This is a genomic window from Vibrio sagamiensis NBRC 104589 (assembly GCF_007990935.1).
Lineage (GTDB): Bacteria > Pseudomonadota > Gammaproteobacteria > Enterobacterales > Vibrionaceae > Vibrio > Vibrio sagamiensis.
In genome coordinates this window covers 1-16652 of the sequence record NZ_BJXJ01000018.1, presented here as the reverse complement: position 1 = coordinate 16652, position 16652 = coordinate 1, and the positions used below count along the sequence as shown (strand labels likewise).

Annotated in this window: 9 protein-coding genes and 1 riboswitch; of the genes, 6 read left to right on the top strand and 3 right to left on the bottom strand. The window is 43.3% G+C overall.

Annotation, left to right across the window (positions count from 1 at the left end; genetic code table 11):
- Positions 1-387: 387 nt before the first annotated feature.
- On the bottom strand, positions 388-930 hold the full coding sequence (locus tag VSA01S_RS10265) for a single-stranded DNA-binding protein (RefSeq protein ID WP_039979148.1): 543 nt from the start codon (positions 928-930) through the stop codon (positions 388-390).
- A 300-nt stretch (positions 931-1230) separates the two neighbouring features.
- Between VSA01S_RS10265 and VSA01S_RS10260 the strand changes: the two genes are divergently transcribed.
- The 4 genes from VSA01S_RS10260 to VSA01S_RS10245 all read left to right on the top strand — a co-directional run bounded on the left by VSA01S_RS10260 (position 1231) and on the right by VSA01S_RS10245 (position 7777).
- Complete coding sequence (locus VSA01S_RS10260; protein WP_039979147.1) at positions 1231-1878, top strand: LuxR C-terminal-related transcriptional regulator; 648 nt, start codon at positions 1231-1233, stop codon at positions 1876-1878.
- 220 nt (positions 1879-2098) lie between these two features.
- On the top strand, positions 2099-2971 hold the full coding sequence (galU, locus tag VSA01S_RS10255) for a UTP--glucose-1-phosphate uridylyltransferase GalU (RefSeq protein ID WP_039979146.1): 873 nt from the start codon (positions 2099-2101) through the stop codon (positions 2969-2971).
- A gap of 130 nt (positions 2972-3101) precedes the next feature.
- Entirely contained in the window at positions 3102-5924 is a 2823-nt protein-coding gene (gene uvrA / locus VSA01S_RS10250; RefSeq protein WP_039979145.1) for an excinuclease ABC subunit UvrA, read from the top strand.
- A 65-nt stretch (positions 5925-5989) separates the two neighbouring features.
- Positions 5990-7777 carry a PglL family O-oligosaccharyltransferase gene (locus VSA01S_RS10245; RefSeq protein WP_050567255.1) on the top strand — a complete coding sequence of 596 codons (1788 nt, stop codon included), beginning with the start codon at positions 5990-5992 and terminating at the stop codon, positions 7775-7777.
- Positions 7778-7813: 36 nt separating this feature from the next.
- Here VSA01S_RS10245 and VSA01S_RS10240 read toward each other — a convergent pair whose 3' ends face one another.
- Entirely contained in the window at positions 7814-8953 is a 1140-nt protein-coding gene (locus VSA01S_RS10240; RefSeq protein ID WP_039979144.1) for a pyridoxal-phosphate-dependent aminotransferase family protein, read from the bottom strand.
- A 250-nt stretch (positions 8954-9203) separates the two neighbouring features.
- A riboswitch (Lysine riboswitch) is annotated at positions 9204-9382 on the top strand.
- Positions 9383-9504: 122 nt separating this feature from the next.
- Here VSA01S_RS10240 and lysC point away from each other — a divergent pair.
- Positions 9505-10857 carry a lysine-sensitive aspartokinase 3 gene (gene lysC / locus VSA01S_RS10230; RefSeq protein WP_039979143.1) on the top strand — a complete coding sequence of 451 codons (1353 nt, stop codon included), beginning with the start codon at positions 9505-9507 and terminating at the stop codon, positions 10855-10857.
- Positions 10858-10924: 67 nt separating this feature from the next.
- Here lysC and metH read toward each other — a convergent pair whose 3' ends face one another.
- Positions 10925-14605 (bottom strand): methionine synthase, encoded by a 3681-nt coding sequence (metH, locus tag VSA01S_RS10225; RefSeq protein WP_039979142.1) that lies wholly within the window; start codon positions 14603-14605, stop codon positions 10925-10927.
- A gap of 190 nt (positions 14606-14795) precedes the next feature.
- On the opposite strand from metH, the gene VSA01S_RS10220 reads away from it, so the two are divergent.
- A complete protein-coding gene (locus tag VSA01S_RS10220) occupies positions 14796-16100 on the top strand; it encodes a cation:proton antiporter (RefSeq protein WP_039979141.1) in 1305 nt (434 codons plus the stop codon).
- The last annotated feature ends 552 nt before the right edge of the window (positions 16101-16652 follow it).

Genomic DNA, 16652 nt, shown 5'->3' with positions numbered 1-16652 from the left:
GCACCAAAGAGGCTTTCAATGTTCCATAATAGAATTTCGATAATAATAGATAACTTACAGAAAGTAGATGGGATCAGAAAATGCTTTTATCAAAAAGCAACTCAGGTCACCCAACTTAATTAAATAGCTTACTGAACACTCTACCAATACAAATCTGTTAATAATTTTTTATGTCTAGTGAATTCAGGACACTTGATTAAGAACAGAAATGCTAAAGCACAAGCAGTCTATTTTATATCGCCCTTGTTTATCGCTTAGACACAGAACAACATTAAACATTTAAGCAATGTTGCATAAATAACACCAATATACAAAAGAAAACCCGCTAAATAAGCGGGTTAATAAACTTAATACGTGATCTTGAACACGCTTAATTATGCAATCTCATTAGAACGGGATATCGTCGTCAAAATCCATCGGCGGCTCGTTGTATTGCTGCTGAGGCTGTTGAGGTGCTTGTTGTTGTGGTTGAGACTGCTGCTGCGGTGCTTGGTACTGCTGCTGAACAGGTTGTTGAGGTTGACCCCAACCACCCTGCTGTTGTGGCTGACCACCACCCATTGGCGCACCACTTTGAGTACGACCACCAAGCATTTGCATAACACCATTGTAGCCTTGCACAACAACTTCTGTTGTATAACGGTCTTGGCCACTCTGATCTTGCCATTTGCGTGTTTGAAGTTGGCCCTCAATATACACTTGGGAGCCCTTACGCAAGTACTCTCCAGCGACTTCAGCTAACTTGCCAAATAAAGCGACACGGTGCCACTCCGTTTTTTCACGCTGTTCACCTGTCGCTTTGTCACGCCAAGATTCTGACGTTGCAATAGTGATATTGGCTACTGCACCACCACTAGGCATATAACGAATTTCAGGGTCATTACCAAGATTCCCTACCAAGATAACTTTGTTAATTCCACGGCTGGCCATGATGTGCTCCGTTTTCTCTGGATCTATTTAAATTCTAGCTCATAAGAATACACGCTTTAATACTTTGATTAAAGCCCAATGCTATTGTGCTTAAGCATAAGGAGCTTTGAAATTCAAATATCACCTAACAGCAAGGTGTTGCAGTTTTGAGTCAGTTTGCATACCTACTCAAAAGAACCTTTGAATTGCAACGCATTTATCTTTTCTTTCCATAGTTATCAAGTCAAGTTAATGACAACGTGTTTATCATACTCAAAAAACCAGAAACGTAAAATAAACATCAATCGAAAAGGTAACTTAATGAGAGAGTCCAGCTACAAAAGAAAATTGTTCTTCATCAGCATAAGGAGTCAAATGGAAAGTTCTATTAGGCAGATCATAGAAGAGACATCGCTTGAAGTCCCTATTATATCAACACAAGATCTGATGGAAGCAAGGCCACAACATCGCAATAAAATATTGCTTATCGACTTTAATGAGCATCAATGCCTTATTCAATCGATGAACAACCTTCCTCTGGTATGGAAAAACTTTGAAACTGTTTTACTCAATGTACCAAGGCGTCTTCGAACTGAAGAATTACTCATTTTTGGGAATCTCAAAGGTATTTTTTATCAGAAGCAATCAGCACAAACAGTAGCAATAGGGTTACAAGAAATCGTCAATGGTCAAAATTGGTTACCGAGAAGTGTATGTAGTCAATTATTACACTATTACCGTAATGTTATAAATACGCATACAGCCCCCGCGACAGTAGACTTGACCATCCGGGAACTTGAGGTGCTCCGGTATGCTCAATCCGGGACATCAAATATTCAAATAGCTGAAGCTTTGTGCATCAGTGAGTCCACCGTTAAATCTCACCTTTCCAAAATATTCAAAAAACTATCTGTAAAAGGCAGAGTTCAAGCGATTGCTTGGGCAGATCAAAATCTACTTTGCCAATGATATTGGTTTTTTTAGGGTGATGGTGCTAGTAAGAGCTTTTGTTCTTCCATCACTCTTTGCTCCGATTATGTACCTAAAGCATAGCGACTCCAGACCTTCCTCAAATTGTTACTTTGCATTTTTTGTTTATTACTTTTCCCATCTCTAGCATTATCCCTTCGGCAAGTTCATGTTAAAATAATGATTAAATTCCAGTGACCATGATGAAGGATATTCCTCGATGATAAAAAAATGTTTGTTCCCTGCGGCGGGTTATGGTACGCGTTTCTTACCCGCGACCAAATCCATGCCAAAAGAAATGATGCCAGTAGTGAACAAGCCACTGATTGAATATGGTGTTGAAGAAGCGATCCAAGCTGGTATGGACGGAATGTGTATCGTAACTGGACGTGGTAAACACTCCATTATGGACCACTTCGATAAAAACTATGAGCTTGAGCATCAAATCAGTGGTACCAATAAAGAAGAATTATTAGGTGATATCCGAGAAATCATTGATTCAGCCAACTTTACTTACATTCGTCAACGCGAAATGAAAGGCTTAGGTCATGCCATTCTAACGGGGCGTGAGTTGATCGGTGACGAACCTTTTGCAGTCGTACTGGCTGATGACCTTTGTGTCAACGAAGAAGAAGGCGTATTGGCTCAAATGGTGTCGCTGTTTAAGCAATTCCGTTGTTCAATCGTTGCTGTTCAGGAAGTGCCGGAAGAAGAGACACACCGGTATGGTGTGATATCTGGTGAAATGATCAAAGATGACATCTTCCGTGTTGATGACATGGTTGAGAAACCGGAGCAAGGCACAGCACCAAGTAACCTAGCTATCATCGGTCGTTACATCCTGACTCCAGATATTTTTGAATTAATCGAAAATACAGAGCCTGGCAAAGGTGGTGAGATCCAAATTACTGACGCACTACTTAAACAAGCCAAAGCGGGCTGCGTTCTAGCCTATAAATTCAAAGGTCAACGCTTTGACTGTGGTAGTGTAGAAGGCTACATTGAAGCAACAAATTACTGCTTTGAAAACCTATACTTAAAAGATGAAAAGAAATCTGAGCTAGGGAAACAAGCAACAACAAAAGAAGCGTAATCACTCAAACTTCTTATTCAAAAAGCTCGGCTTAAGTCGAGCTTTACTGTTTTTTTGTCCAGTGTTCACTTTGAACATTTCTCACACTATGTAATACTTGCGTTACTTGGTTTTACATAGAGCAAAAACGATGGATAAAATAGAAGTTCGCGGGGCCCGTACCCATAACCTCAAAGACATCAGCCTCACAATACCACGTGATAAATTAATTGTTATCACAGGCTTAAGTGGTTCTGGCAAATCTTCTCTCGCTTTCGATACCTTGTATGCTGAAGGCCAAAGGCGCTACGTTGAGTCACTCTCGGCTTACGCACGCCAATTTTTATCTCTGATGGAAAAGCCTGACGTTGACCATATTGAAGGGTTATCTCCTGCAATTTCCATTGAACAAAAGTCCACTTCTCATAATCCTCGCTCTACTGTAGGCACCATTACAGAAGTATATGATTACCTTCGTCTTTTATACGCCCGAGTAGGCGAACCTCGCTGCCCAACTCATAATACTCCACTTGCGGCACAAACCGTCAGCCAAATGGTGGATAAAGTTCTAGAATTACCAGAAGGCAGCAAGATGATGCTGCTTGCTCCGATTGTTAAAGAGCGCAAAGGTGAGCATGTTAAGACACTAGGGAACCTAGCAGCTCAAGGGTTTATTCGTGCACGCATCGATGGTGAAACATGCGACCTTTCTGATCCACCAACACTAGAGCTGCACAAAAAGCACACCATTGAAGTGGTTGTCGACCGCTTTAAAGTCCGCCCAGACTTGCAGCAACGTTTGGCTGAATCCTTCGAAACCACACTGGAGCTTTCTGGTGGCATTGCGGTTGTGGCTCCAATGAATGGCGACGGCGAAGAAGTGATCTTCTCAGCCAACTTTGCTTGCCCTCTTTGTGGCTACAGCATGCAAGAATTAGAGCCTCGCCTATTTTCATTCAATAACCCTGCCGGTGCATGCCAAACCTGTGATGGCCTTGGCGTGCAGCAATACTTTGACCCAAGTCGAGTGATTCAAGATGGTAGCCTCAGCTTAGCACAGGGAGCAATTCGGGGTTGGGATCAAAAGAACTATTATTACTTCCAAATGCTCTCCTCGTTAGCCGAGCATTATGGCTTCGACTTACATGTTCCCTTTGATTCATTACCTAAGAAAACTCAAGAGATCATTTTAAAAGGCTCAGGTCGCTCAGAAGTTGAATTTAAGTACATCAATGACCGAGGGGATATCCGCGTCAAGCGCCACCCGTTTGAAGGGATTCTCAATACACTTGAACGTCGTTATCGTGATACCGAGTCTAACTCAGTTAGAGAAGATTTAGCTAAATACATTTCAACCAAATCCTGTTCAAGTTGTAATGGTACACGTCTACGCCTTGAAGCGCGTAACGTCTTTATTGCCGACACCACACTACCTGAAATTGTAGAGCTGAGTATTGCCGAAGCATTGGATTTCTTTCACTCCCTACACCTAGAAGGGCAACGTGCCCAAATCGCAGAAAAGGTGATGAAAGAAATTAACGATCGCCTGCAATTTTTGGTCAACGTGGGACTAAATTATCTCAACTTATCACGCAGTGCTGAAACACTCTCAGGCGGAGAGGCACAACGTATTCGCCTAGCAAGCCAAATTGGAGCTGGGTTAGTTGGGGTAATGTATGTTCTTGATGAGCCCTCAATTGGGCTCCACCAGCGCGATAATGAGAGACTGTTAAAAACACTGACTCACCTGCGTGATTTAGGCAACACCGTCTTAGTGGTTGAACATGATGAAGATGCCATTCGCTGTGCTGACCATGTCATCGATATTGGTCCCGGAGCAGGGGTTCATGGTGGTAATGTTGTTGCAGAAGGGACGATGGCCGATATTGTTGCTAACCCTAATTCATTGACAGGCCAATACCTCAGTGGCGCAAAAGAGATCAGTGTGCCCGAGCAACGTACGCCAAGAGATCCAAAGAAAACGGTTGAGCTCAAAGGGGCAACAGGCAATAACCTGAAAAATGTCAATCTCTCCATACCTGTTGGTTTATTCAGTTGTATCACTGGAGTATCCGGTTCAGGAAAATCTACCCTGATCAATGACACATTCTTTAAGATTGCTCATACTCAACTCAACGGTGCCACGACCGCACAACCTTCTCCATATAAGTCGATCAAAGGCCTTGAGCACTTCGATAAAGTTATCGATATAGACCAAAGTCCAATTGGCCGAACACCTCGCTCCAACCCAGCGACTTATACTGGTATCTTTACACCCATTAGGGAACTGTTTGCTGGCACTCAAGAGTCACGTTCTCGTGGTTATAAACCGGGGCGTTTTAGCTTTAACGTTCGAGGTGGACGCTGTGAGGCCTGTCAAGGGGATGGCGTCATCAAGGTCGAAATGCACTTCTTACCCGATGTGTACGTTCCCTGTGATGTTTGTAAAGGCAAACGCTACAATCGTGAAACACTTGAGGTCCACTACAAAGGCAAAACGATTGATGAAGTTTTAGCCATGACTGTTGAAGATGCACGAGCTTTCTTTGACCCAGTCCCGGTTATTGCCAGAAAATTACAAACCCTGATTGATGTTGGCCTATCCTATATTCGACTAGGGCAGGCCGCGACAACTTTATCAGGCGGTGAAGCTCAAAGGGTTAAACTCGCTCGTGAATTATCCAAACGAGATACAGGCAAGACCTTGTATATTTTGGATGAACCAACGACAGGACTTCACTTTCATGATATTCAACAGTTACTTACGGTCTTACATCGACTCCGTGATCATGGTAATACGGTCGTGGTTATAGAGCATAACCTTGATGTCATTAAAACTGCCGATTGGATCGTAGATTTAGGCCCGGAAGGGGGACAAGGAGGCGGCGACATCATTGCTCAGGGAACCCCTGAAGATGTGTCTAAAATCAAAGGTTCACACACCGCTCGTTTCCTTAAGCCTATGTTGAAATAAAAAAAGCAGGTAAAGTAAAAGGCCAACTGATGGTTGGCCTTTTTTCATTTAACAGTGCGAAATTTATGGCTATCTTACATGTAAACGGAACCAAGCTTTCTCAAAATAAGGTACAAGTTCCTCTTAATCGAAAATTCCTTTTAGCGCTAGCAATGCTGTTCTTAGTAGCAATGCACTTTTTTATGCTCAACCCTGGCGGAGCTGGCCTTGCCCTACCATTTAATGCCACAACATGGATTTCATTTAGTATCGTACTTGGTATTGGAATTTATCAACTCGCCACTAACCGAGTCCTGCGCTATTCCAAATTAACTTTGGGGTTATTTATTAGTTGCATCATCATGACCTTACCCATTTTGTATCCAAATGCCAACCCTGCTGTTGTCGCAAATAGGTTAATCACATTATGGTGTGGCATGTTGTTCTTTATTGTTTTACAACAATTTAAATTTAATAATAAATACCGTCAGCGCTTACTTTGGTTTATTGTTCTAGCCGTTATCATTGAGGTAGTTTGGGGGCTGGTCCAGTACCTTTACCTACAACCTGATAACCTATTTGGCTATGACACGGTTATAAATCGACCCTATGGCATTTTCCAGCAACCTAATGTCATGGCAAGTTTTCTCGCTACAGGGTTGGTTATTGCCAGCTACCTATTAGCCCGCCAACCCCAGCGACATAAGTATTCACGTAAGCTTACTGCAACTGCAATTTTATATGCCGTCCCTGTTTTAACCTTACCTCTGATTGTCGCGCTTGCATCTCGAACTGGTTGGCTCGCTTCAACGATCGCTGTCATTATGATCATTCCTTACATGCAGCGCTTTTCGAACCACTCTCGCTTTATTCGCTGGATAATTTCTATTGCCATGGGGTTAGCCCTTTCCTTAGTGATAATGAAGTTAGCTTTCCCAGATGGTGGAAGTTTAGCGTTTGAAAAAGTGCACATGGAATCACCTCGAGTCTATACCTTTCCACAAACACTCGATATGGTGATCGAAAAGCCATTTACTGGTTATGGTTACGGTCAGTTTGAATCTGAGTACATTTTATATACCGCTCGTCAGCATGCTCTCAATGAGACCTATCCCGCAGGCTTGCCCTCTATGGATCACCCGCATAACGAGCTGCTCTATTGGGCTGCGGAAGGCGGAATTTTACCTATCTTGGGGATCTTATTAGCTGCATCTTGTGTCATTTATCGCATCTATCAAGCCAAACGAGGAACACGCTTGGCACTGCTCGCTCTATTTATCCCGATAGTAATCCATTCTCAGCTCGAGTACCCGTTCTACCATTCACTTGTACATTGGTTGATTTTTATTATTCTGCTTTACTGGGTTGATCAACGTTCTTCTCAGTATCGTCAAGCACCTTTTAGCCGTATTACCAAGAGCTTACTTCGAGTATGTAGCCTCGTTCTACCACTCACTTTAACGTTCTATATGCTCAGTGCTTTGCATACGAATTATGTGTTGACCAAGTTTGAAACCACTCAACCGACCGATCCGGATATCTTAAATCAGGTGACAAATCCCGTGGTATGGAAGGATCGTTTTGACTGGGATGTTTACAGCAGTTTGCTCAATGTGGGGTTACAAGAACAAGAGCCTCGCTTTATTCAACCTTACATTGATTGGTCACTCAACATGATCAAAGATAAACCTCGTCCAATGCTATACAACAACCTCATTTTGGCTTATCAAGGTTTGGGAGAAACGAGTACAGCCGAACAGATTCGTACTGAAGCTAGTTTTTTATTCCCTCAAATAAATTTCAGTGATACCCAATACCAACCACCATCTCAGCGAGCCTCTGATTTCTTTCAAGAAGTGATTAAGGAAGAATAGATGATATGTAAAGCGAAGGCCTCAACCTTCGCTTTCTTACTTAAGCTTGAGGTCACTTGGGTATAATGATTCCTCTAAAGCTTTTAGACACAGTGCTATGTTTTCAGCACGAGCACCATAACCCATTAAACCAATTCGCCAAGCCTTACCCGCCAATATCCCAAGACCAGCGCCTATCTCTAAGTTGTAAACATTAAGAAGGTGCTCACGTACTTTAGCCTCATCAATACCTTCAGGCACATAAACCGCGTTGAGCTGAGGCAAGCGATAGGCTTCATCGACCACAAAGTCAAAGCCCAATTTCAATAAGCCTGCTTTTAGCTTTTCATGCATCTGTCGATGACGTTGCCAAGAAGATTCCAACCCTTCTTGCTTTAGAAGTAATAATGCTTCATGTAACGCATACAGGCTATTCACTGGTGCTGTATGATGATAGCTACGCTTTCCTTCCCCAGCCCAATAACCGAGCACCAAACTTTGGTCTAAGAACCAACTCTGCACAGGGGTTTTTCGAGCCTTTATCTTATCAATTGCAGCTGGTGAAAATGTCAAAGGTGACAGCCCTGGTACGCAAGATAAGCACTTTTGGCTGCCGGAGTACACCGCATCTAGCTGCCATTCATCTACTTTTAAAGGCACCCCTGCTAAGGATGTTACGGCATCAACAATCGACAACACATTGTATTTTTTCGCAAGTTGCCCAAGTGCCTGAGCATCACTCAGCGCACCGGTTGAAGTTTCTGCGTGAACAAACGCGAGTAATTTGGCATCCGGATTTTTCTGCAGCGCTTGCCCCACTTTTTCTAGACAAACAGGTGCTCCCCAAGGATCATCAACTAAGATGACCTCCCCACCCGCTCGCATCACATTTTCTCGCATGCGGTCGCCGAACACGCCATTTCGACACACTATTACCTTGTCGCCAGGTTCGATAAGATTAACAAAGCACGCTTCCATACCCGCACTGCCAGGTGCAGAAACCGCAATGGTAAATTCGTTTTCTGTTTGGAAAGCATATTTAAGTAACTGTTTGACTTCATTCATCATAGAAATAAACAAAGGATCGAGATGTCCGATCGTCTGACGACCTAATGCTTGTAGAACCGGAGGGGCAATATCTGATGGTCCAGGACCCATCAATGTCCGGTGGGGTGGGATAAAACTATACATTGTCATACTAGCTCCTTGCTTGATGTCCATCATAAATCGGACAGACTTTTTATTGGATAAGTCATGCCATCCATTACCATTTGAAAGTAAGTATACACTCAATTAAACTCAAGATGCTCTGTCCTGCAGGATTACTCAGAAGTACATTAATATTGATAAAAATCCGTACCTCACCGTCCGTAACATCTCATACTAAATCATTTTCTCTAGAATATAGGTTGACATTATCCCGATAAAGCCGTTCAATGAAAAAGCTTTATGCAGAAGAGGAGCACTACCCAGGCAGGTGATTGGTGGAACCGCAATTCCTATACCAGGCACTTATGGGGAGTAGTGCCGAGGTAAGTCAAATTTGCAGGATTTGACTTGTCGGTTGACTTGGGTTGAATCCCATCAATTGTCATCAGCGCAGCCTGATGAAGAGCTTCTGAGAGTGAATATCAAAAAGTTATCTTAATTACTTCTCTCTTGGCTCTGTTCCTTTCCTCACCAAACATTGGATGTATTGGGCAACTCATTAATTGTTGTTATTATTCAGGAAGTCGTGGGAGAACGCAGTGAGCGCATTTAACGTAGCAAAATTCGGTGGAACCAGTGTAGCCAACTTTGAGGCAATGAGCCGTTGCTCCACTATCATAGAAAACAACCCAAATACTCGCCTTGTCATCAGCAGCGCTTGCTCAGGTGTCACTAACCTATTAGTTGAACTAGCAAATGGTGTTCAAGACCAAGAACATCGAGCGGGAGTTCTACAGAAACTCGCAAGTATTCACGAATCGATTCTGTCACAACTTGAGGACTCGACCGAAGCAGCAGCAGAGGTGTATTCAATTCTTGATACTGTCACGAGTTTAGCAGAAGCTGCTTCAATCCAAGCAAGCACCAAACTGACCGATCATTTGGTCGCTTGTGGAGAATTAATGTCGACTCACATTCTTGCGCAATTAATGCGTGAACGTGGTGTAAACACGATTCGTTTTGATATTCGCGACGTACTTAAAACCGATGGAAACTTTGGGCGTGCTGAACCTAGTGTCGAGACCATTTCACAACTAGCACAAGAAAAATTGGTGTCCCTTTGTCAAGAATACGTGGTTATCACTCAAGGCTTTATTGGCTCAGATAAAGAAGGCAACACGACGACTCTTGGTCGTGGCGGCAGTGACTATAGTGCAGCACTCATTGCAGAAGGTGTAAAAGCAGCAGGTCTAGAGATTTGGACCGACGTTCCGGGCATTTACACCACAGACCCACGTATCGCCTCAAAAGCAGCGCCAATCCCAGAGATCAGCTTCAGCGAAGCCTCAGAGATGGCAAACTTCGGCGCAAAGATCCTGCACCCTTCAACTCTGGTTCCAGCTCTTCGTCACGACATCCCAGTATTTGTCGGTTCGTCTAAAGAACCGGAAAAAGGCGGCACATGGATCCGCCACCAAGTAGAGAGCTCACCTTTATTCCGAGCACTTGCTCTGCGTTGCAATCAGACCATGGTGACATTACGCAGTGCTAACATGTTCCACGCGTACGGCTTCTTAGCAAAAGTATTTGAGATCCTAGCGAAGCACAAAATCTCTGTTGATCTGATCACCACATCTGAAATCAGTGTATCACTCACGCTTGATCAAACAGACACGTCTGGTGGTGCACCTCAATTGCCACAAGCGGCGCGTAAAGAGCTTGAAGCGTTGTGTAAAGTAGAAGTGGAACACGATCTATGCCTCGTAGCTCTGATTGGCAACAACATGAGTGAAAGCAAAGGCTATACAAAGCAAGTATTTGGCACGTTAGAAGACTTTAATCTACGTATGATCTGTTACGGAGCAAGCCCACATAACCTGTGTTTTCTGGTTCACGAGTCCGTGTCTCGCCAAGCGATCCAAAAACTGCACACCGAGTTGTTTGAGCAATAAGAACGCATTCATTCACTAATAAGCAAGGGCTGCATATGGCAGCCCTTTTAGTTTCTATAAAGCTTGGTTAACTGTTAATATTTGGCCCCAACCACTTCTCCGCTTCGATCCTATTCCAACCTTTACGATCAGCATAACTTTGTAGCTGATCCTCTTGGATCTGCGCGATCGCAAAGTAACGAGATTCTGGATGCGAGAAGTACCAACCCGATACCGATGCACCTGGGTACATCGCATAGCTCGATGTCAGTGACATACCAATGTTTTCTTCAACATTCATTAACTCCCAAAGCGGCCCCTTTTCAGTATGCTCAGGACATGCTGGATAGCCCGGAGCTGGTCGGATGCCTTGGTATTTCTCACGAATCAGTTCTTCATTCGATAGGTCTTCATCCGTAGCGTAGCCCCAAATTTCTTTACGCACACGCTCATGCAGATACTCAGCAAATGCTTCTGCCAGACGGTCCGCTACTGCTTGGATCATGATGGCATTATAATCGTCACCTTGAGCCTTGTACTCATCAGCAAGTTCTCGTTCACCAATGCCACTAGTCACAGCAAAAGCACCAATCCAATCGTGCTTGCCTGACTCTTTTGGAGCAACATAATCAGACAGACAGTAATTGAAGCCTTTCGGTTTCTCCGTTTGCTGACGCAAATTATGCAGCACTTTTGCAACTTCTGTGCGTGATTCGTCGGTATAAACTTCGATATCATCGCCCACGCTTGCGGCAGGGAACAGACCACACATACCGCGCGCTTTGAGCAACCCTTCACGTTCAACACGATCCAATAACTCGTTAGCATCTTTGTACAGGCGCTGCGCCTCTTCACCCACTTCTTCATGATCAAAGATTGTTGGGTACTTACCCACTAGTGACCACGTCATAAAGAAAGGTGTCCAGTCGATGTATTTACGCAAAGTAGACACTTCAAAGTCATCAAAGATATGGATACCGGGCTTCACAGGAGCAGGAGGCGCATACGCATCCCAATCAATCGCAACTTTGTTGGCTCGTGCGGCTTCTAAGGTAACAGGCTTGGTGCGCGGTTTCTTACGCTTATGCTGATCACGCACGCGTTCATAATCCGCATCCAACTTTTCGACAAAGCTAGGACGAAGCTCGTCTGATAACAGTGATGTACATACACCAACTGCACGAGAAGCGTTATTGACGTATACCACTGGGTTTTTGTAGTTCTGCTCAATCTTAACCGCCGTATGCGCTTTTGATGTAGTCGCACCACCAATCAGAAGCGGAAGATCGAAATCAAGACGCTCCATTTCTTTGGCTACATGCACCATTTCATCGAGAGATGGAGTGATCAAACCAGAAAGACCAATGATGTCGACGTTTTCTTCTTTGGCTACCTTGAGGATCTTCTCACATGGCACCATTACGCCAAGATCGATGATCTCGTAGTTGTTACATTGCAGAACCACGCCAACAATGTTCTTACCGATATCGTGCACGTCACCTTTTACCGTAGCCAGTAAGATCTTGCCGTTGGAAGAACCCGCTTGCTTCTCTTTATTAATAAAAGGCTCTAAGTGCGCTACCGCTTGCTTCATAACACGCGCAGATTTCACTACCTGAGGAAGGAACATCTTACCTTCACCAAATAAGTCACCCACTACGTTCATGCCATCCATCAATGGACCTTCAATGACTTCAAGTGGCTTAGAGGCATTAAGGCGAGCTTCTTCGGTATCTTCGACAATGAACTCCGTAATGCCTTTAACCAGCGCATGCTCTAGACGTTTTTCTACCGCCCAAGTTCGCCACTCTAGTGCAGAAGCATCTTCTTCTTTACCAACGCCTTTACCTGCGTATTCTGCTGCAATATCAAGTAGCCGCTCAGTCGAATCATCACGACGGTTAAGAACCACATCTTCTACCGCCTCACGCAGTTTGTCAGGAACGTTATCATAAATTTCCAACTGACCCGCATTAACGATGCCCATGTCCATACCATTTTTAAAACAGTGGTATAAGAACACCGCGTGAATCGCTTCACGAACGTAGTTATTACCGCGGAATGAGAAGGAAACGTTAGACACACCACCAGAGATCATCGCGTGAGGCAAGTCGCGCTTAATGTCGGCAACCGCTTCGATGAAATCTACGGCATAGTTATTATGCTCTTCGATACCCGTCGCAACAGCAAAGATGTTCGGGTCAAAGATGATATCTTCTGGTGGGAAACCGACTTCATCAACCAAAATACGATAAGCGTTAGTACAGATTTCTAACTTACGCTTACGTGTTTCTGCCTGACCAACTTCATCAAATGCCATGATAATCACAGCTGCGCCATAACGACGAATAAGCTTGGCTTGTTCTACAAACTTCTCTTTACCCTCTTTCAAAGAGATGGAGTTCACAATGCCCTTGCCCTGAATACACTTCAGGCCCGCTTCGATGACCTCCCATTTAGAAGAATCGACCATGATTGGCACTTTGGAGATCTCAGGTTCAGATGCGCATAGATTTAGAAAGCGAACCATACACGCTTCAGCATCCAACATGCCTTCATCCATGTTGATATCGATGATCTGAGCACCGTTCTCAACTTGCTGGCGAGCAACTTCTAAAGCTTCGTCATAGAGCTCTTCTTTGATCAGGCGTTTAAATCGAGCAGAGCCGGTAACGTTAGTACGTTCACCCACGTTGATAAACAGTGTCTCTTTCTCAATCGTAAGAGGTTCAAGACCGGACAAACGGCAAGCAACTGTAAGCTCAGGCAAATCACGAGGTTTCACACCTTCAACAGCCATTGCCATATGACGAATGTGCTCTGGTGTGGTACCACAACAACCACCAATTAAGTTGAGAAAACCACTCTCCGCCCACTCTTTAACGTGTTCCGCCATATCTTGTGGCGAAAGGTCATACTCACCAAAAGCATTCGGTAAACCCGCATTTGGATGGGTAGAAACAAACGATTCAGAAATACGAGAAAGCTCTTCAACGTACGGGCGTAGTTCATCAGGACCAAGCGCACAGTTCAAACCAAATGAAATTGGATTAACATGACGAAGAGAGTTATAGAAGGCTTCCGTTGTTTGACCTGATAGGGTACGTCCAGAAGCATCGGTAATGGTACCGGAGATCATTACGGGCAACTCGATACCTAATTCTTCAAAGACGCTATCAACCGCAAAGGCACAAGCTTTCGCGTTAAGCGTATCGAAGATGGTCTCGATCAGAATAAGATCAGAGCCACCTTTAATAAGCGCTCGAGTGGATTCAGAATACGCTTCAACAAGCTCATCGAAAGACACATTACGATAACCCGGATCGTTTACATCTGGGGAAATAGAACAGGTTCGATTAGTTGGACCTAAAACTCCAGCTACATAACGTGGTCGGTCTGGCGTTTTTACTGTCCATTCATCCGCAGCTTCACGAGCGAGCTTAGCCGCAACAAGGTTAATTTCTGCGCTCAAGCTTTCCATTTCATAGTCAGCCATCGCAATTGTCGTGGCGTTGAAGGTGTTGGTCTCAAGAATATCAGCACCCGCTTCCAAGTAAGCGCGGTGAATGTCCTTTATTAATTGCGGCTGAGTAAGCACTAACAAATCGTTGTTGCCTTTTAGATCACAATGCCAATCCGCAAAGCGCTCTCCTCGATAATCTTGCTCTTCAAGTTTGTACCCCTGAATCATGGTACCCATACCACCATCGATCAATAAGATACGTCGCTTTAATTGAGCTTCAATCTGTTGTCTTACATTACTTCCCACAGTACAGCCTCATTCCTTTAGTTATCTCTCCATCCTAACATACAAAATAAAGGAGTCTAGACGTCTAAATATAAAAGCAACACTTATTTATCCTATTTTCATGCAATAAAATAACCCAAAAAAAGTGTTTGCTATTTAGTCAACATCATCCGAGAATCTGAATCATAAAATGTTACAAATAGAGAGCACTATGTCGGTCTACCATACTTTATGTTTTCTATCTGCTGCTGCAATGCTAATCGCATTTGTAAACAATAAGATAGGAAAAATGCAAACCACTATCGCCATCACTGCTGGGTCTATGATCCTCTCACTTTTAATTCTTATCGCAGGGCAAAATGACTGGTTTCACCTTACTGAAATAGCAACTGAAACCGTAACCAGTATCAACTTTGAAAACTTTCTTCTCAAAGGCATACTAGGTTTTCTACTATTTGCAGGTGGACTAGGCATAAAACTTCCCAATCTAAAAGACCAGAAATGGGAAATAACTATACTTGCACTGGCTGCAACCCTTTTTTCAACATTTTTTATCGGATTTGTACTGTATGGGTTCTGCCAGTTCATAGGGCTCGATTTTGATCTTATCTATTGCCTATTATTTGGGGCCTTAATCTCTCCAACCGACCCCATTGCTGTACTAGCTATTGTAAAAAAACTCAATGCCCCTAGACGTATTTCAACACAAATTGAAGGGGAGTCACTGTTTAATGATGGTTTCGGCTTAGTCATTTTTGTCACCTTATTTACTATTGCTTTTGATACAGAGATACCCACAGTAGGGTCTGTAAGCATTCTTTTTGCTCATGAAGCTCTTGGTGGTATCGCTTATGGTTTTATATTAGGGCTGGTTTTTCATTACCTTATTAGCGCCACAGATGATCATTCAATGGAGCTTTTACTAACCATAGCTGTCCCGACTGCAGGTTATGCTTTTGCTGAGTACCTTCATGTTTCTGGCCCTCTAGCAATGGTAGTTTCAGGTATCATGCTTGGAAACTGGACACGCTTTATTGGTTTTTCCAAAGAAAGTGAAGATCACCTAGATCATTTCTGGGAATTAGTCGATGAGTTTTTAAACGGTGTCCTATTTCTTCTTATCGGCATGTCGATGCTGTTATTTGAATTCCATAAAGAAGATTGGATTATGATGGCACTGTCAGTTCCACTGGTCTTATCCGCACGTTATCTCAGCGTATTTTTAGCTTATCTTGGTTTTAAGCGTTACCGTACCTACAATCCATGGTCAGTCAAAATACTAACTTGGGGCGGTCTGCGTGGGGGGCTAGCAATTGCAATGGCACTTTCGATTCCATCTGGTATATGGGTAATTCCTGATAAACTTATTGATGTAAAAGAAATCATCATGGTCATGACTTACTCTGTCGTCGTTTTCTCTATTCTGGTCCAAGGCTCAACTATTACACCAATGATTGAGAAGGCGAAACAAGCAGAGAAAGAAATGGAAAAAGAATCCTCTCCAGAACCACGATAAACAAAAATGTCTCAAGAATAAATACTTCCATAATTACCAAAACTAGGCAGCCATTTGGCTGCCTTTTTTTATGCCTAAAATCTAGGAAGTCTACAGCCAAAGCAATACACCAAGGACAGTTTCCTTTCACAACCTTTAGTAATTTAATTCAGAGTTTCTTAATACATACTCATATATTAAGACCAATATAATATTAAGAGGAGAGTCGCCAGTAGGTGCCTAAATTAAAAAGAATAAGTTATCTCTCCTCATACAATAAAAACAACTCTAGACTGAGCGGTTAATGAATGATGGAATATCGGGATATTAAGGCTAAGGCCAAATTGACAGAAATAAGTGAAGACGACTGGCGAGAGCTATAATGTTCATCTACTCAGAAATCGAATCCTTTACTAGATAAAATGAGTTGCCTATGTCCGAACATCAATACCCAAATTGGCCACCTACCAGCTAAGCTTTATTAGACAGTTTACAAACTTATAACTACGCTAAGGACTTCTTTCATATTTGGCAGATGTGTTTCTAAAAGGGAGCTTCATCATACTCTAAAAA